This is a genomic window from Gilliamella sp. Fer1-1, assembly GCF_001690825.1.
Classification (GTDB): Bacteria; Pseudomonadota; Gammaproteobacteria; order Enterobacterales; family Orbaceae; genus Gilliamella; species Gilliamella apicola_C.
This window is the reverse complement of sequence record NZ_LZGX01000114.1, coordinates 15564-32961: the sequence shown is the minus strand read 5'-3', so window position 1 is coordinate 32961 and position 17398 is coordinate 15564. Positions and strand designations below refer to the sequence as shown.

General features: G+C 37.2%; 13 protein-coding genes. 8 read left to right on the top strand and 5 right to left on the bottom strand.

What is annotated here, in order from left to right; all coding sequences use genetic code 11:
- The first annotated feature begins 101 nt into the window (after nucleotides 1-101).
- The 3 genes from A9G28_RS12765 to A9G28_RS12755 are packed head-to-tail and all read left to right on the top strand — an operon-like array spanning nucleotide 102 to nucleotide 3663.
- Entirely contained in the window at nucleotides 102-1226 is a 1125-nt protein-coding gene (locus A9G28_RS12765; RefSeq protein WP_065580909.1) for a glycosyltransferase family 4 protein, read from the top strand.
- Entirely contained in the window at nucleotides 1219-2022 is an 804-nt protein-coding gene (rfaP, locus tag A9G28_RS12760) for a lipopolysaccharide core heptose(I) kinase RfaP (RefSeq protein WP_176700423.1), read from the top strand. Before A9G28_RS12765 ends, rfaP begins: the two co-directional genes overlap by 8 nt.
- 12 nt (nucleotides 2023-2034) lie before the next feature.
- Nucleotides 2035-3663: a DUF2813 domain-containing protein gene (locus A9G28_RS12755; protein ID WP_065580908.1), complete on the top strand. Its 1629-nt coding sequence runs from the start codon at nucleotides 2035-2037 to the stop codon at nucleotides 3661-3663.
- Between the two features lie 76 nt (nucleotides 3664-3739).
- On the opposite strand, the gene ettA is transcribed toward A9G28_RS12755, so the two are convergent.
- The 3 genes from ettA to nfsB all read right to left on the bottom strand — a co-directional run bounded on the left by ettA (nucleotide 3740) and on the right by nfsB (nucleotide 9124).
- Nucleotides 3740-5407, bottom strand: coding sequence for an energy-dependent translational throttle protein EttA (ettA, locus tag A9G28_RS12750; protein WP_065567746.1), 1668 nt, complete (start codon nucleotides 5405-5407; stop codon nucleotides 3740-3742).
- A 1141-nt stretch (nucleotides 5408-6548) separates the two neighbouring features.
- Complete coding sequence (locus tag A9G28_RS12745; protein WP_065580907.1) at nucleotides 6549-8138, bottom strand: hypothetical protein; 1590 nt, start codon at nucleotides 8136-8138, stop codon at nucleotides 6549-6551.
- 341 nt (nucleotides 8139-8479) lie between these two features.
- Nucleotides 8480-9124 (bottom strand): oxygen-insensitive NAD(P)H nitroreductase, encoded by a 645-nt coding sequence (gene nfsB, locus A9G28_RS12740; protein WP_065580906.1) that lies wholly within the window; start codon nucleotides 9122-9124, stop codon nucleotides 8480-8482.
- 413 nt (nucleotides 9125-9537) lie between these two features.
- Between nfsB and leuA the strand changes: the two genes are divergently transcribed.
- The 5 genes from leuA to A9G28_RS12715 all read left to right on the top strand — a co-directional run bounded on the left by leuA (nucleotide 9538) and on the right by A9G28_RS12715 (nucleotide 15226).
- Entirely contained in the window at nucleotides 9538-11085 is a 1548-nt protein-coding gene (leuA, locus tag A9G28_RS12735; protein WP_065567750.1) for a 2-isopropylmalate synthase, read from the top strand.
- 67 nt (nucleotides 11086-11152) lie between these two features.
- Nucleotides 11153-12232, top strand: coding sequence for a 3-isopropylmalate dehydrogenase (gene leuB, locus A9G28_RS12730; protein WP_065567751.1), 1080 nt, complete (start codon nucleotides 11153-11155; stop codon nucleotides 12230-12232).
- Nucleotides 12233-12393: 161 nt separating this feature from the next.
- The gene (gene leuC / locus A9G28_RS12725) at nucleotides 12394-13794 is read left to right on the top strand and encodes a 3-isopropylmalate dehydratase large subunit (protein ID WP_065567752.1); all 1401 of its coding nucleotides are present in this window, start codon (nucleotides 12394-12396) and stop codon (nucleotides 13792-13794) included.
- Nucleotides 13795-13807: 13 nt separating this feature from the next.
- On the top strand, nucleotides 13808-14410 hold the full coding sequence (gene leuD, locus A9G28_RS12720) for a 3-isopropylmalate dehydratase small subunit (protein ID WP_065567753.1): 603 nt from the start codon (nucleotides 13808-13810) through the stop codon (nucleotides 14408-14410).
- Nucleotides 14411-14461: 51 nt separating this feature from the next.
- Complete coding sequence (locus A9G28_RS12715) at nucleotides 14462-15226, top strand: class I SAM-dependent methyltransferase (protein ID WP_065580905.1); 765 nt, start codon at nucleotides 14462-14464, stop codon at nucleotides 15224-15226.
- Between the two features lie 30 nt (nucleotides 15227-15256).
- Here the strand turns inward: A9G28_RS12715 and A9G28_RS12710 are convergent, their stop codons facing one another.
- Both A9G28_RS12710 and lptB read right to left on the bottom strand, forming a co-directional pair.
- On the bottom strand, nucleotides 15257-16675 hold the full coding sequence (locus tag A9G28_RS12710; RefSeq protein ID WP_065567755.1) for an RNA polymerase factor sigma-54: 1419 nt from the start codon (nucleotides 16673-16675) through the stop codon (nucleotides 15257-15259).
- Nucleotides 16672-17397, bottom strand: a complete 726-nt coding sequence (gene lptB, locus A9G28_RS12705) for an LPS export ABC transporter ATP-binding protein (protein WP_065567756.1) — start codon at nucleotides 17395-17397, stop codon at nucleotides 16672-16674. Before lptB ends, A9G28_RS12710 begins: the two co-directional genes overlap by 4 nt.
- Nucleotide 17398: the final 1 nt, after the last annotated feature.

Below are 17398 nucleotides of genomic sequence, written 5' to 3'. Positions count from 1 at the left end.
TTTCTGACTGATTTTTGTTCTTCTTTTATTAAAATCAGCTATTTTTGCACCTTGCTTATCAACAAGTATATAATACCCCTTTCAAACTTGAGGCAACCTGCATGCAACTAGCATTTTGTATCTATAAATATTTTCCTTTTGGTGGCTTACAACGTGATTTTTTGCAAATAGCTAGGGCTTGTCAAGCTCGTGGCCACCACGTCCGGATCTATGTAATGGCATGGCAAGGTGATAAGCCTGCTGGATTTGATATTATCTTGGTTCCAAAAAAAGGCTTATCTAACCATAATCGTAATCAATCTTATTACCATTGGGTAAAAACCCATTTGCAAGCAAACCCCGTCGATTGTGTAGTTGGTTTTAATAAAATGCCTGACTTAGATGTCTATTTTGCGGGCGATACCTGTTATGCAGATAAAGTGGCCCATAAAAGCTTTTTATATAAGTTATCAAAACGCTGTAAACACTATTTAGCCTTTGAAGATGCGGTGTTTAATCAACATAGCCAAACTAAGGTGATGCTTTTAACTAAGCAGCAAATCGCTGACTTTGTTAAATATTATCATACTGATCTATCAAGGTTTTATCTGTTACCGCCTGGCATTGCTCAAGATCGCCAATATAATGCTGAGTCGATCGCTAAAGGCAAGCAATTTAGACAAACCAATCAAATTGATGAACACAGTTTTGTGATTGTGCAAATTGGCTCGGATTTTAAACGCAAAGGCGTTGATCGTTCACTAACCGCCATTGCGACTTTACCCTATGAACTAAAGCAAAAAGTTACTTTTTTAGTGGTAGGGCAAGACAAACCAGAAGCCTATCAAAAACAAGCAAAACAACTGGGGATTGATCAGCAAGTCCGTTTTTTAGCGGGCCGTGATGACATTGCCGATATTTTATTTTCAGCTAATTTACTATTGCATCCAGCAAGGCAAGAAGCTGCTGGTATGGTTTTAGTCGAAGGATTAGCTGCTGGTGTCCCCGTTATTGTATCGGGTGTTTCGGGATATGCTTATCACATACACGATGCCAAGGCTGGTGTGGTTCTTGCTGAGCGTTTTGTACAATCGGATCTCAATCAGGCCGTTAAAAATGCTATCACTAATCACGATCAATTATTAACATGGCATCATAATGCGATTAACTACGGGAAAACGGCTGATCTATACGATTTAGCCACGCGCGCCACCGATATTATTTTAGGTTGTAACGATGATGAATGAAATAAAACTCAAATCGCCTTTTCAGCAATTATGGACAGGTAAAGATCCCTTTGCAGAAATCGAGTTAATCTCGGGTAAAGTATATCGTGCTGTTAAGCAACGTAAAACGCTAAATTTTGAGCTTGAGGGTGAATCTTATTTTATTAAAATTCATCGGGGTACAACGATTAAAGAGATTATTAAAAACCTCATATCGTTACGTCTACCCGTGTTAGATGCCAAGCAAGAATGGGATGCCATTCATCGTTTAGCGCAAGCTGGCGTTAATACTATGGATGGGCGAGCATTTGGCCGTAAAGGTTTAAATCCACTAACACGCCATTCGTTTATTATTACCAAAGATCTTAATCCAACAATTAGTTTAGAAGATTTTACCAAGCCATGGCTCACTCAGCCACCTAGCTATCATTTAAAGCGTTCTTTAATTATTTATTTAGCGAAAATGGTGGCAAAAATGCACGCTGCGGGGGTTAATCATCGTGATTGTTATTTGTGTCATTTTTTGTTGGATTTACCCTTATTTGAAAATAAACAACAAATTAAATTATCGGTTATTGATTTGCACCGAGCACAAACTCGCAATAAAGTACCAACCCGTTGGCGAGATAAAGATCTTATTGGGCTGTATTTTTCGTCGACTAAAATTGGCTTGACTAACCGCGATATTCTTTTATTTTTAAAAGTTTATTTTGATAAATCGTTAAAAACCATTTTGCAAGAACAACAACCACTAATTAACAGTGCACACAAAAAATCGGAGCGAATTCGTAAGCGAACCGAAAAATACCATCTTTAAATAAGGATTGCTATGTTTATTGAACAAATTGATATTTGTGGGTTTAAAGGTATCAGCCAGCTATCGTTAAAATTCAATGCAAGTTCTAGCGTACTAATAGGCGAAAACCGTTGGGGGCGATCAAGTTTAATTAGCGCTTTACAACTGTTATCACTCAATAATAAGTTTTATCAATTTGTTGATTCTGATTTTTATCATGACCAACACGACGGTAATGTCGATAAGATCACCATTACCGTCACTTATTGCCAATCGCATTTAAATGAGTTAAACCATAAAGATTATCAGCCATTACGCGCTGTTGCCTATCTATCAACACAAGATAACCTGCATCGCATTACTTATCAAATTTCGGCTAATAAACAAAACAATCAAATTATCACACAACATAAATTGCTCAATTTACAAGGCAAACCATGTAATATTGAAAATGAAAGATCGTTAATTGCACTTTTAATCAGCTTAAATCCAGTTATGGCGCTTAAAAATGCTATGGATCAAGCCCAATTACCTATTACTAATCAGCCACAATCTGAAAAAAACATTGAACAGCTTTCCTGCCAATTAAAAGCACATTGCGCCAAATTAACGCAAGATGAATTAGCTCGGGGTCTGCAAGCTGCACGCTCATTATTAGAATATTACTTTGCCGATCAAACACACCGCTATCATTATAAGCAATCCCCCCTAAAAAGCTCGCCAAGCGCAGAGGATTGGAACGTTTTAGAACAAATTAATGATATATTAGACAGTTTTGATAATGATTATTTACGGACGGTATTTTTAGGCATTTTTGGATCGATTATTGATGCTAAAGGCGATTATTCACTTTTACAAAGTTCAATGCCGATTTTAATTTTACAAGAGCCTGAAAGTTCGCTACACCCCATCATTTTATCTGTCGCATTTCGGTTACTAAAAAACTTCCCTACACAAAAAATTATTACCTCAAACTCAAGTGATTTAGTCTCATTATTTCCATTAGAAAGCCTTTACCGATTAATTCGCTTGCCTGATAAAATTGTCGCAAAACATATTACTGCTACATCATTAAGTATGAGTGATAGTCGCCGTATTGTGTTTCATATTCTTTATCGACGCTCTAGTGCATTATTTGCTCGTTGTTGGCTATTAGTTGAAGGTGAAACCGAAGTTTGGTTATTACGTGAATTAGCAAAGCAAAGTGGTTATCATTTGAGCTCTGAAGGCGTTCAGCTAATTGAGTTTGCACAATGTGGGTTAAAACCACTGATAAAATATGCCAATAAAATGGGAATTCATTGGTATGTTATTACTGATGGCGATATGGCGGGTAAAAAATATGAAGATACCGTCAAATCACTGGGCGGTGAAGATAAAGATCCTAATGACTACTTAACCGTTTTACCCGCTCGTGATATTGAAAATTTTTTATTTAAACATGGATTTAGTCATGTTTATAAACTTGCTGCTTACAACACAACACAGCATATCGATCTACCTGTACATCAAATTATTCAAAAAGCCATTCATAAAAGCTCAAAGCCAGATCTCGCTATTGCTATTTGTGATGATGCAAAAGCACGGGGAATAACTGCCATCCCACGCTTGCTCACTGACACCTTTGCCAAAATCATTAAAGCATCTAAAAATGGGCTTTAAACTATCTGAAAAACGATATCAGGAAAGTAACGTTATTCCGCCAACAGACATTGGCGGAATGAAATAAAAATTAAACCTATTTAGTGATTCGCTTATATTTAGCACGTTTAGGCTCTAATGCCTCAGCGCCGAGTGTACGTTTTTTCCATTCTTCGTATTCAGTAAAGTTACCTTCAAAGAATTCAACATGTCCTTCGTCCTGATAATCCAAAATGTGAGTCGCAATGCGATCAAGGAACCAGCGATCGTGTGAAATAACTAATGCACACCCCGGAAATTCTAACAGAGCATTTTCAAGTGCACGCAATGTTTCAACATCTAAATCATTGGTCGGCTCATCAAGCAGCAAAACATTGCCACCCACTTGCAATAATTTGGCTAAATGTACGCGCCCTCTTTCACCACCTGAAAGTTCACCAACACGTTTTTGCTGATCTACCCCCTTAAAGTTAAAACGACCAACATAAGCCCGACTAGGAATTTCAAAATTGCCGATACGCATAATATCTTGACCGTTTGAGATTTCATCCCAAACCGTTTTTTTATCATCCATATTATCGCGGAACTGATCAACCGAAGCTAACTGCACGGTTTCACCTAAAGTAATGGTTCCTGAATCAGGTTGTTCTTTACCTGATAGCATTCTAAATAGTGTTGATTTCCCAGCTCCATTTGGACCTATAATACCAACAATTGCCCCCTTGGGAATGCTAAAAGACAGATTATCAATCAGTACCCGATCGCCATACGATTTAGTTAAATTATTAACCTCGATCACTTTATCCCCTAAACGTTGCCCAGGTGGAATAAACAATTCATTCGTTTCATTACGTTTTTGGTAATCGTTGCTATTAAGTTCTTCAAACCTTGCTAAACGAGCTTTACTTTTGGCTTGACGGCCTTTTGGATTTTGTCTAACCCACTCAAGCTCTTTTTCAATCGATTTTCGGCGAGCCGATTCCGTTGAGGCTTCTTGTGCTAAACGCTGATCTTTCTGTTCAAGCCAAGATGAGTAGTTACCTTCCCATGGAATACCCTCACCACGGTCAAGTTCTAAAATCCAACCTGCCACATTATCTAAAAAGTAACGGTCATGAGTAACGGCCACAACAGTACCTTCGTAATCATGTAAAAATCGCTCTAGCCATGCAACCGATTCAGCATCTAAATGGTTGGTTGGTTCGTCAATTAATAACATATCAGGTCTTTCAAGTAACAACTGACAAATTGCCACTCGACGGCGTTCACCACCAGATAATGTTTCAATTTTGGCATCCCAAGCAGGTAAGCGTAATGCATCGGCTGCCCGCTCTAATTGATTATCAAGGTTATGGGCATCTTGCGCTTGGATAATTGCTTCAAGCTCCGCTTGCTCTTTGGCTAATTTATCAAAATCGGCATCAGGATCAGCATAAGCGGCGTATACCTCATCTAGTCGAGCAAGTGCTTTTTTAGCATCACCAACGGCTTGCTCAACCGCTTCGCGCACGGTTTGCTTAGGATCAAGCTTAGGCTCTTGCGGTAAATAGCCAATCTTAATATCAGGTTGTGGTCGGGCTTCGCCTTCAATTTCAGTATCAACACCCGCCATAATGCGTAATAATGTTGATTTACCTGCCCCATTTAAACCCAGCACCCCAATTTTAGCTCCTGGGAAAAAACTTAAAGAAATATCTTTTAAAATATAGCGTTTAGGGGGAACAATCTTCCCTACTCGATTCATGGTATAAACATATTGCGCCATAAAATATCGTCCGTTTATTTTGTTAAAAGATGGTAAACTAAATGTCTACTACATAATTGATAGCGTATATTGTAACGATTCTACTTCTTGGGTCTAGGCTTATTTGTAATAATCTGACTAATTGCTTATACATCAATAAATTAAAAATAATAACCGTTTAAATTATCAACACCACAAAAAATGACGAATTAATGCACAAACACCACGCAGCTCTCTTTATGCGCAAAATAATAGTATTAACATTATCTTGTTTTGAAAAAACAGTGTAATTTTGTACACTAGCCCAATAAGGCTTGGTACTCCAGTTGTCAAAAGAGATATCATCACAGACAAAATCACTATTTGGTTGGTTGAGCAAAACATGCCTAAGAAACAACAGCTTTGGCTGTTAGATAGTAAGCACCGCTGCCACCTAAAAAAACCAATTGCTCTAGGCTCTCCATCTTAAATAGATAAAATGCCATTATCACTGGTTAAGATGATTTTATAAGATACATAACAGAGATCTGATTCTGTACTTACATTAACTGTTTTCCATCAATATTTTATACGTCCAAGGTAAGATCACTTGTTACAGAGATTGAGTTATCTCCATCATCTTCTTGCCAAAATCTGTTGATTGAAATTAAATCCTTTAATGGAATCATAGAATTTATTGGGGAAATAAATTTCTCTATCTCTTTTACTTTTTGACCTACAACAGGAGCCAGTGGGGTTATCTTCCGATGAAAAATTATTACCAATGCTATATATTACCTATCATCTGACAATTTAATATTTAATAGCGCATCAGTCGAGTTAGCTATAATTTTCCCTCTTCAAAAGTTAAGTAAGAAGCGTTGCCGTGGATCGTTTTTGTTGTAGTTACTATTTTGTTGTAGTTACTATTTTATTATAGTTACTAATAATGCAGTCGCTTGAAAGGATGCCATTAAAATATCAATATGGTTCCAAACACATAACACTTCACTTTCAAGATAATAAGTTATAATTGATAAATATATTTTAGATACCAAGACACCATGAGCATTCTCCAACTAGAGGTAATGCTCACCATCAGCAGAAAAAGCGAGCAAATAATAGCTAGGTTATAAAATATAACAACCCAATAATATAACCTAACCAAATAACTATTCTAGTACTAATTTTCTAAGGGTAAATTCTCGCCTCGACACAATGTTTGAGCGGACTGAATACCATTAAGAGCAAAGGTACCACTCCCAGCGATTCCTTTCGCATTAAATCCATCAATAGCAAAAGGCCTACCTGCTTGATACATTTCAGAAGTCCACCAATAAAAGCCCGCAGAAACATATCGAGCGAGCGCTCCCCATTCTCCCAAAAAGGTACCAAAATCACGAGAAGGTTGGTGCATATAATTTTTTTCGTCTATAAGAGTACCTTCAGGTAAATCGGCATCAACTGAATTAATAAATTCATTCCTTCTATACATATATTTTTGTCGCCAAGCTTTTCCTGCGTCAGAAAAATCATTAACTTGTTCTCGTGTTGTTTCTGGTATTGCATGACCATCAATGACTTTACGACATACATTATACGCTGTGAACTCAGGAGGTCGACGCATCTCATTACTAAAACCTTTACTACTTCTATCTGCATCATGATCAATAACAATCCCCCATTTTTGAGGGGTTGGAATAGTCACTTTCCCAATATTAATCCAATTGCTATTTTTATCTTCTAAGTATTCCATATTAATGGTTAATGGACTAGTCGGTTTACGAAGACTATTATACACAACTTTACAATCTAGCCCTACTTTTTCGCCAGCATTTCCTGATGACAAAGTGACCCAATTATTGATATTACTATCATCAAGTTTACAACGATATTTCGATTGATCAGTCCCTGATCCCATGATATTAAATCCAATTCCCTTAAAACCAGTTATAGGTCGAAACGACTCGGGCTTAAACCCACCACTAAGTTGTTCCCACCCAATAGAAAAAGTAGGTTCCCATACTGCAGGGTTATAACCATCAGGGTATTTAGTCGAATATTGAGCTCCTGAAAAAACACGCATACTAAAAGGTTGAACATAGCACAATTTGGGGCCACTTAAAAGCATAAATTGGTAAGTAATTTGAGGTTTGCTACCATAATAGTTATTATCGGGAATACCATATTTGGTGGTTGCAGCGATATCTTTTATACTTAATTCTAAGGTATAAGGCCCTCCGCATTGTGTTAATTCCTGATTTAAATCACTCTCAACTCTTTTATTGCCATCTTTCCAAGTTGCCTTTAACGAACCAAGAACAGCTGTGTTCTCAGCTATAGAGGCATCACCATCATTGTCTACTACTTGTAGTAATGTAGAGAGGTCATGTTCTTTGCTGTCCGCGGCAACCAGAGCAATAATATCTGAAAATTTTGTACCCTCTGGAACTCTTAACGGTTTTCCACCGTACGAGATTGAATCCATAATACCAATTTGTTTTAATTCACCATTATTTGTTTCACTTGGTATCTTCAAGCCAAGTAGCTCATTTAAGCTGTTCAGCTTATTGCCAACTTGGTTATCCTGATTTGCCTTAAAGTGCAAATAAGGCTTGTTGCCCTGAATCTCTTTTGTTGTGGTTGCGGTTAGTGCAATGACATTATCTGATATCGTTATCCCTAACAATAAAGTAGCAATTGCTTGTAACGCATAACGCTTTTTTTGCAATTGTGGTAGTGTTGTTTGTAAGGCTAGTTGAGCTATTTTCATTATTTTTCTTCGCTGACTAAATTATTTGACTTTGTTTGATGCTTTAAACGTAGTAGTTTAACTAAATTCAATAGCAGATTTAAAAAACTTTTTAAAAAACCAAATTAATCTATAACTATTTATATGATATAGGCGATTAAGTATAATCAAAATACAATGACAATTTAAAGAAAAAAATAAATTTTTTTTGTTAAGATTTGTAAATAAGATCAAAATAATAACAATTTTTATATCGCAGGTATATTAATTCTAATTAAGTAGAATAAAAACAAAGAAATGGCAAAAGAACCTCCGCCTTATTACAGCTTTAAGCGGAGGGTACAATTTGTGATCTTATTATTTTACAAAAAAGTAAAAAGTTGCTCTTTGGGTAGGCGTGATTTTGGTCGGTGAGCATTTCCGTCATTTTCGGCTCGATAACCTAATGTTGCTACCACGACACTTTTAAGCCCTTTACTTTTAAGCTCTAAAATTTCATCCATTTTAGTAGCATCATACCCTTCAATAGCGGTTGTATCCACGCCAATTGCCGCTGCGGCAAAAAGTAATTGCCCTAAGGCAAGATAGATTTGTTTACTTTCCCAACATTGTTGTGATTCAATGGTCGCGCTATTGAGTGTGACAAAGTGCCGACGACCTTGATCTTGTGCTTGTTTAAGATCCGCCGATGGATATCGACCATCTTTATCTTCTTGATTCAACAAATTGACCAAATAGGTTTCATCTAATGGCGTTTTAATGCAAAAAACAATAGTATGGGAAGCGCCTGTTATTCTTGGCTGATTAAATTCAGCAATAGCAGGTAAGATTTTGTTCTTGGCTGCATCGTTATCAATAACATAAAAATGCCATGGCTGTGAATTAACCGATGATGGGCTGTTTCTTAAAACGGTTAACAATTGGTCAAATTGGTCAGTTGGAATTTTTTTAGTTTGATCATAGTGTTTGGTCGTATAACGTTTTTGAGAAATATCAACTATATTCATAATATTCATCCTCAATAAAAGAAAGATAGCACTATTATAAGCTTAGCCATAAATTGCTCAACTTATTTATGCAATAGATAAATTGATTGTAGTTGTTAAGCCTTTTTCTATTCCGTTTGATAACACGTCTTATTTTAAATAATCATTGACACAACTTATATCATTTGGTAAAAATATAATCAATTCACTTTTTAATTAGTTAAATTTAGGAATTCGTGTGTTGATTAAATTATACTCTCTCCTCCTCAGCCTTCTTCTCGCATCATTTTGCGCGGATGGCTTGTGTGTGGAGTAAAAAAGATAGTTTATTAAACAACTCGACAGATTAACAAGAACCCGCGCTAAAGTGCGGGTTTTTTGTTTTTTAACTTGAAATACCGAGATAGCGCTAAAATATATAATAAGGAAAAACAATGAGCGATCATGTCATTATTTTTGATACCACACTACGTGATGGTGAACAAGCATTACAAGCAAGTTTGAGTGTTAAAGAAAAACTACAAATTGCGCTAGCGTTAGAAAGAATGCGAGTTGATGTAATGGAAGTTGGTTTTCCCATTTCATCACCAGGTGATTTTGAATCAGTACAGACGATTGCTAAAACAATAAAAGATAGCCGAGTTTGTGCTTTATCTCGATGTGTCGATAAAGATATTGATGTTGCAGCAGAAGCCTTAAAGGTTGCTGATGAGTTTCGTATTCATACCTTTATGGCAACATCAACTTTACACGTCAAAGATAAATTAAAAATGACATTTGATGATGTCATTGAACGAGCAGTGCACTGTATTAAGCGTGCACGTAATTATACTAATGATGTGGAGTTTTCTTGTGAAGATGCAGGCCGTACCCCAATTGATAACTTATGTAGGATCGTTGAAGCAGCAATTAAAGCGGGGGCAAAAACGATCAATATTCCAGATACTGTCGGTTATACTGTCCCTTATCAATTTGGTGGCATTATTCATACCTTATTTGAACGTGTCCCAAACATTGATCAGGCGATTATCTCTGTTCATTGCCATGATGACTTGGGCATGTCGGTGGCTAACTCGATTAGCGCGATTCAAGAAGGTGCTAGGCAGATTGAAGGGGCGATGAATGGCTTAGGCGAACGTGCGGGTAACACCGCACTTGAAGAAGTCATCATGGCCATTAAAATCCGTCAAAATATATTAAATGTTCATACCAATATTAATCATCAAGAGATTTATCGTACCAGTCAAATAGTAAGCCAAATAACCAATACACCAATTCCAGCTAACAAAGCTGTTATTGGTAGTAATGCTTTTGCCCACTCCTCAGGGATCCACCAAGATGGTGTGCTAAAAAATCGAGAAACATACGAAATCATGACACCTGAATCAATCGGGTTAAATCAAATTCAATTAAATTTAACATCTCGATCAGGGCGAGCTGCTGTTAAACATCGCCTTGAAGAATTAGGTTATCACGATAAAGATTATAATTTAGATCAACTCTATGAAGCATTTTTAGAACTTGCCGATAAAAAAGGTCAAGTTTTTGATTATGATCTAGAAGCATTAATATTTATCAATCAACTAAAAGATGAAAAAGAGCATTATGTTTTGGATTACTTCAATGTTCAATCTGGCTCAACCGTTGTATCTACAGCATCGGTTAGTTTGATCATTGGAGATAACAAATTTTCCGATGCCGCAACGGGTAATGGACCTGTTGATGCTGTTTACCAAGCCATAAATCGCATTACTGGTGAACCTATTTCAATAGTCAAATATCAATTAGCGTCTAAAGGACAAGGCGAAAATGCCTTAGGACAAGTTGATATTGTTGCCGATTATAAAGGGCGTAAATTCCATGGTGTTGGACTTGCAACCGATATTGTTCACTCATCAGCGCTCGCATTAATTAATGTATTAAATAATGTGTATAGAGCAAATCAAGTTGCACAAGAAAAACAAAAATTACACCATGATTAATATTATATTATTTTGTTAATTGTTGAACAAAATAATCAGATTAAATGAGATTATAAAGGAATAAAATATGTCACAAAACTACCATATTGCAGTGCTTCCTGGTGATGGTATTGGTCCAGAAGTAATGAAACAAGCTTATAAAGTGCTTGAAGTTATCCGCAAAAAATATCAACTTGCCATTACGACCAGTGAATATGATGTTGGTGGTGCAGCAATTGATATTCATGGCTGCCCATTACCGAAAGAAACACTAGAAGGATGCGAAAAAGCTGATGCGATTTTATTTGGATCTGTTGGCGGGCCTAAATGGACTAACTTACCACCAGACCAACAACCTGAACGCGGTGCATTATTACCACTACGCAAACATTTCAAATTATTTGCTAATATGCGCCCTGCTCGTTTATATCAAGGTTTAGAAGATCTTTGCCCATTACGCACCGATATTGCTGAACGTGGTTTTGATATTCTATGTATGCGCGAATTAACTGGTGGTATCTATTTTGGTTTGCCAAAAGGTCGCGAAGGTAGCGGTGCTCAAGAAAAGGCTTTTGATACTGAAGTGTATCACCGATTTGAAATTGAGCGAATCGCTAAAATGGGTTTTGAAGCAGCTCGCTTACGCCGAAAAAAAGTGACGTCAATTGATAAAGCCAATGTACTACAAACCTCAATTTTATGGCGTGAAGTGGTTAGCGAAGTCGCTAAAAACTATCCCGATGTTACACTTGAGCATATGTATATCGATAATGCTACGATGCAATTAGTTAAAGATCCTTCACAATTTGACGTAATTTTATGTTCAAATTTATTTGGTGATATCTTGTCTGATGAATGCGCTATGATAACTGGCTCAATGGGTATGTTACCGTCGGCTAGCTTAAACGAGCAAGGTTTTGGACTATATGAGCCAGCAGGTGGTAGTGCGCCAGATATTGCGGGTAAAAACATAGCCAATCCAGCTGCACAAATCTTGTCATTGGCATTATTAGTTCGTTACAGTTTCAAACGTGATGATATTGCATCAGCTATCGAAACCGCAGTAAATAAAGCATTAGAGCAAGGCTACCGTACTATTGATTTAGCCCAAAAAGAACAACCGATTTCAACTGACGAAATGGGAGACATAATTTGTAAGCTCATTTAATCAGATTGATGTTATTTATTGTATCACTTAGGGATAAGCCAAGTAGGCAGAATAAACAACTACTTGTATCCCTCTTAAATGCGACTAATTAAGCTTAGTATTCATAAAATTATGTCTAAAACCCAACGCAGTTAAGTTGTAAAAATAATAAGGAATATGCAATGTCAAAAACACTGTATCAAAAATTATATGATGCACACGTCGTTTATGAAGCACCAAACGAAACGCCCATATTATATATTGATCGTCATTTAGTTCATGAAGTCACCTCGCCACAAGCCTTTGATGGTTTGCGTGCCATGAATCGTAAAGTTCGTCAGCCTCATAAAACTTTTGCGACGATGGATCATAATACTTCAACCAAAAGTAATGATTTAAATGCTTGTAGCGAAATGGCGCGCATTCAATTAACTGAACTGGCAAAAAACGCCAAAGAGTTTGGTGTTTCGTTATATGATTTACAAAGCCCATTACGTGGTATTGTCCATGTAGTTGGACCAGAACAAGGAATGACATTACCGGGTATGACAATCGTTTGTGGCGATTCACATACCGCAACCCATGGTGCCTTTGGTGCATTAGCTTTTGGCATTGGTACTTCCGAAGTTGAACATGTGTTAGCCACTCAAACCTTAAAACAAGGCAGAGCTAAAACCATGAAAATCGAAGTCAAAGGTCAAGTTGCTGACGGAATCACCGCCAAAGATATTATCTTAGCGATTATTGGCAAAACCACTAGCGCGGGTGGTACAGGGCATGTGGTTGAATTTTGTGGAGATGCAATTAAAGCATTATCAATGGAAGGCCGCATGACATTATGCAATATGGCAATCGAAATGGGTGCTAAAGCTGGCATAATTGCACCAGATGAAGTCACGTTTGAGTACTTAAAAGATCGTCAATTTTCACCAAAAGGTGAAGACTTCAACAAAGCGGTGGCTTATTGGAAAACACTAAAAACCGACGAAGGTGCACATTTTGATACCGTTGTGACGTTAGAAGGCAAAGATATCGCACCACAAGTTACTTGGGGAACTAATCCGGGTCAAGTAACTTCAATTGACGCAACCGTGCCGAACCCTGATCATTTTGCTGATCCTATTGAAAAACATTCTGCCGAGCGTGCATTAACTTATATGGGATTAACTGCTGGCACCAAAATGACAGATATTAAAATCAATAAAGTGTTTATTGGTTCTTGTACAAACTCACGTATAGAAGATTTACGAGCTGCTGCACAAATTGCTAAAGGCCGTAAAGTCGCTGAAGGTGTACAAGCATTAGTTGTACCCGGTTCAGGACCAGTAAAAGAACAAGCTGAAGCCGAAGGGTTAGATAAAATCTTTATTGATGCAGGATTTGAATGGCGCTTACCGGGTTGCTCTATGTGTCTTGCAATGAACGATGATAAATTAGCACCAGAAGATCGCTGTGCATCAACCAGCAACCGTAATTTTGAAGGTCGCCAAGGGCGTGATGCTAGAACACATTTGGTTAGCCCAGCAATGGCAGCTGCCGCAGCGATTACTGGTCATTTTACAGATATTCGCAAACCATTTTAAGGAGAGAGCTGTCATGGCAAAATTTACAAAACATACTGGGCTAGTCGTTCCTTTGGATGCGGCTAATGTTGATACAGATGCAATCATTCCAAAACAGTTTTTACAGAAAGTAACACGCACTGGATTTGGTAAACATGCCTTTCATGAATGGCGCTTTTTAGATGATGCTGGCGAGCAGCCTAACCCTGAATTTGTCTTGAATAAACCCCGCTATAAAGGCGCCAGCATTTTATTGGCGCGAGAAAATTTCGGTTGTGGCTCTTCTCGTGAACATGCGCCATGGGCGCTTGCCGATTATGGATTTAAAGCCATTATAGGCTCAAGCTTTGCCGATATCTTTTATAATAACTCATTTAACAATCAGTTATTATTGGTTAATTTATCCGAAGCCGATGTCGATGAACTATTTAAAATTGTTGAAGCGAATGAAGGTATTGAATTTACCATTGACTTAGTTAATGAGATCGTCACGGCTGGAGACAAGCAATATCCATTTAAAATTGATGCCTTTAAACGTCACTGTTTACTAAATGGTTTAGATAATATTGGTTTAACCTTACAACATGAAGAAGCGATTAGCGACTTTGAACAGAAAATCCCGTCATTTTTAGCTTAATTTCAACTTTTGGGCGTTTATTTGCGCCCAATCCAATAATGAGAATCACCAATGGCAACACATCATGATAATGTAAAACAGCAGTTTGGCGAACAAGCCAATGCTTATTTAACCAGTAAAGTACATGCGCAAGGACCTGATCTTGAATATTTATCTAACCTACTTATCCCACATTCCGAGGCAAATCTACTTGATATGGGATGTGGCGCAGGTCATGTCAGTTTTATTGCAGCAAAATATGTTAAACATGTTACTGCCTATGATCTTTCAAATGAAATGTTATCGGTTGTCGCGCAAACAGCAAAAGAGCGCGGTTTACAAAATATAACCGTTAAGCAAGGTTATGCTGAATATCCCCCTTTTGCTGATAATCAATTTGATATTGTTGTCAGCCGTTATTCAGCACATCACTGGCATGATGTAGGTAAAAGCATTCGACAGCTCCATCGAATAACTAAACCTGGTGGTAAATTAATTATTATGGATGTTGTTTCACCTGGTCATCCTGTATTAGATGTTTGGCTACAAACTGTTGAAGCCTTGCGTGACACATCACACGTTCGTGACTATACCCCCGGTGAATGGTTAACCTTTTTAACTGAAGCGGGTTTCATCATTAATAATATAGCTCGCCACCGTTTAACACTCTCTTTTGATACATGGGTTAAACGAATGCGTACTCCTGAACAGTTAATTGAGGCAATACGAATTTACCAAGAAACCGCAGCTGACGATACAAAAAGTTATTTTGAACTTCAAGCTGATGGTTCTTTTACTACGGATATGATGATTATTGAAACTAAAAAAGTCATTTAAAATAATCCGTTGCCGTAAACAGTTTTAAATTTAAAGCTGTTTACGTTGACTTGATGGTGGAATTGATAAAGCTTCACGGTATTTTGCTACGGTTCGGCGAGCAATAATAATACCTTGTTCTTCAAGTAACGAAACTAATTTGCTATCACTCAGTGGCTTTTTACTATCTTCTGCTGATATATATTTTTTAATTAAAGCACGAATAGCCGTCGACGAGGCTTCACCACCTGATTGTGTGTTTACATGGCTAGAAAAAAAGAATTTTAATTCAAATATGCCCGTCGGGCATTGTAAATATTTTTGAGTTGTCACTCGAGAAACCGTTGACTCATGCATTTCAATTGCGCTTGCAACATCAGATAAAATCATTGGCCTCATATATTCTGTGCCCAGTTCGAAAAACTCCCGCTGATGTTCTACAATAAATTGACTTACTTTAAGTAAAGTTTCATTGCGATTTTCAATACTTTTAATAAACCAATTCGCATTTTGCAAATGTGATCGGATATATTGGCTATCGCTTTCGCTTACTGTCTTTTCCATCGCCGCATATTGCTGATTTATGCGTAGGGTCGGCATTATGTCATTATTCAAATCAACAACCCAGCTTCCATTCACTTTTTTTACTAAAACATCAGGTATCACATAATCTGGCGCAGACATATTAATAAAATCACCGGGATAGGGCTGTAAGTGTTGTATAAAATCGACGGCCTCTTTTAACTGCTCATCGTTAGCATTTAATACTTTTTTTAACGTTCTATAATCACGATTTGCTAATAAATCTAAATAATTATCAATAATTAATTTAACAAGTGGTGGCGACACTAAATGTTGAGTTTGAATAGACAAACACTCCTGCAATGTTCTTGCACCAACACCAATGGGATCAAAATTCCATATTCTTTTTAATACGGCTTCAACTTCAGCTAATTCAATTTCATCATTACCTTGTTCTTCAAGTATTTCTTCAGTTGAAACAGTTAAATAGCCTCGTTCATCAATAGCTTCAATAAGGGAAACGGCAATCGCCCGATCAATTTCACTAAAAGGAGTTAGCTCAAGTTGCCACTCTAAATAATCATGTAGCGTTTCGTGGGTTTCGCCCTGATAAATAGGCAATTCATCATTGCGATAATCGGAATTAGTACCAGATGGGGTCCCTGCGGTATAAATATCATCTAAAGATGCATCAAGTGGAATATTGTCAGGAATTTCTTGGCTATCTAAGGCTTCACGCGTATCAATATGTTCAATTTCATCATTTTGTTTAACGCTAATTTCATCATATTGATCGGCAATTTCCAGTAATGGGTTATTTTCAAGTTCAGTTTGAATTTCTTGCTGTAATTCTAAAGTTGACAACTGCAATAATCGGATCGCCAATTGTAATTGTGGCGTCATAGATAATTGTTGAGAGACATTCAGTTGTAAACTGGGTTTGCTCATAATCTGAACTCATTTCCTAAGTAAACACGTTTTACATCTTCGTTACTTAAAATGCTACTCGGTGTACCTTCTGCAATTAAATGACCTTTACTAACAATATAAGCTCGCTCACAAACATCTAATGTTTCACGAACATTATGGTCAGTTATTAAAACGCCCAGCCCACGATCACGTAAATGCTTGATGATATTTTTAATATCTATTACCGAAATCGGATCCACTCCAGCAAAAGGTTCATCAAGCAAAATAAATTTAGGATTAGCGGCTAATGCCCTTGCTATTTCAACTCGGCGCCTTTCACCTCCAGATAGCGATTGCCCTATGCTGTCACGGATATGGGTAATATGAAACTCTTCAAGTAATTCTTCAGCACGGTCTATTTTTTCTTTTTTATCAATATCTTTCCGTGTTTCTAAAATTGCCATAATGTTATCAATTACAGACAATTTTCTAAAAATTGAGGCTTCTTGCGGTAAATAGCCAATCCCTTTTTGTGCTCGTTCGTGTAACGGTAAAATGCTAATATCATGATCATCAAGATAGATTTTTCCTGCATTTAAGGTCACAATACCAACCACCATATAGAACGTCGTCGTTTTACCGGCACCATTTGGTCCTAATAGCCCAACAATTTCGCCAGAATTAACAGTTAAGCTCACATCTTCAACTACACGTCGTTTTTTGTATACTTTAGCTAAATTTTCCGCTTTTAAAATTGACATT

What these genes read in the sequence shown, in the direction of transcription:
- A9G28_RS12765 (WP_065580909.1), top strand. Translation starts at nt 102, where the DNA reads ATGCAACTAGCATTTTGTATCTATAAATATTTTCCTTTTGGTGGCTTA.
- rfaP (WP_176700423.1), top strand. Translation starts at nt 1,219, where the DNA reads ATGAATGAAATAAAACTCAAATCGCCTTTTCAGCAATTATGGACAGGT.
- A9G28_RS12755 (WP_065580908.1), top strand. Translation starts at nt 2,035, where the DNA reads ATGTTTATTGAACAAATTGATATTTGTGGGTTTAAAGGTATCAGCCAG.
- ettA (WP_065567746.1), bottom strand. Translation starts at nt 5,407, where the DNA reads ATGGCGCAATATGTTTATACCATGAATCGAGTAGGGAAGATTGTTCCC.
- A9G28_RS12745 (WP_065580907.1), bottom strand. Translation starts at nt 8,138, where the DNA reads ATGAAAATAGCTCAACTAGCCTTACAAACAACACTACCACAATTGCAA.
- nfsB (WP_065580906.1), bottom strand. Translation starts at nt 9,124, where the DNA reads ATGAATATAGTTGATATTTCTCAAAAACGTTATACGACCAAACACTAT.
- leuA (WP_065567750.1), top strand. Translation starts at nt 9,538, where the DNA reads ATGAGCGATCATGTCATTATTTTTGATACCACACTACGTGATGGTGAA.
- leuB (WP_065567751.1), top strand. Translation starts at nt 11,153, where the DNA reads ATGTCACAAAACTACCATATTGCAGTGCTTCCTGGTGATGGTATTGGT.
- leuC (WP_065567752.1), top strand. Translation starts at nt 12,394, where the DNA reads ATGTCAAAAACACTGTATCAAAAATTATATGATGCACACGTCGTTTAT.
- leuD (WP_065567753.1), top strand. Translation starts at nt 13,808, where the DNA reads ATGGCAAAATTTACAAAACATACTGGGCTAGTCGTTCCTTTGGATGCG.
- A9G28_RS12715 (WP_065580905.1), top strand. Translation starts at nt 14,462, where the DNA reads ATGGCAACACATCATGATAATGTAAAACAGCAGTTTGGCGAACAAGCC.
- A9G28_RS12710 (WP_065567755.1), bottom strand. Translation starts at nt 16,675, where the DNA reads ATGAGCAAACCCAGTTTACAACTGAATGTCTCTCAACAATTATCTATG.
- lptB (WP_065567756.1), bottom strand. Translation starts at nt 17,397, where the DNA reads ATGTCAATTTTAAAAGCGGAAAATTTAGCTAAAGTATACAAAAAACGA.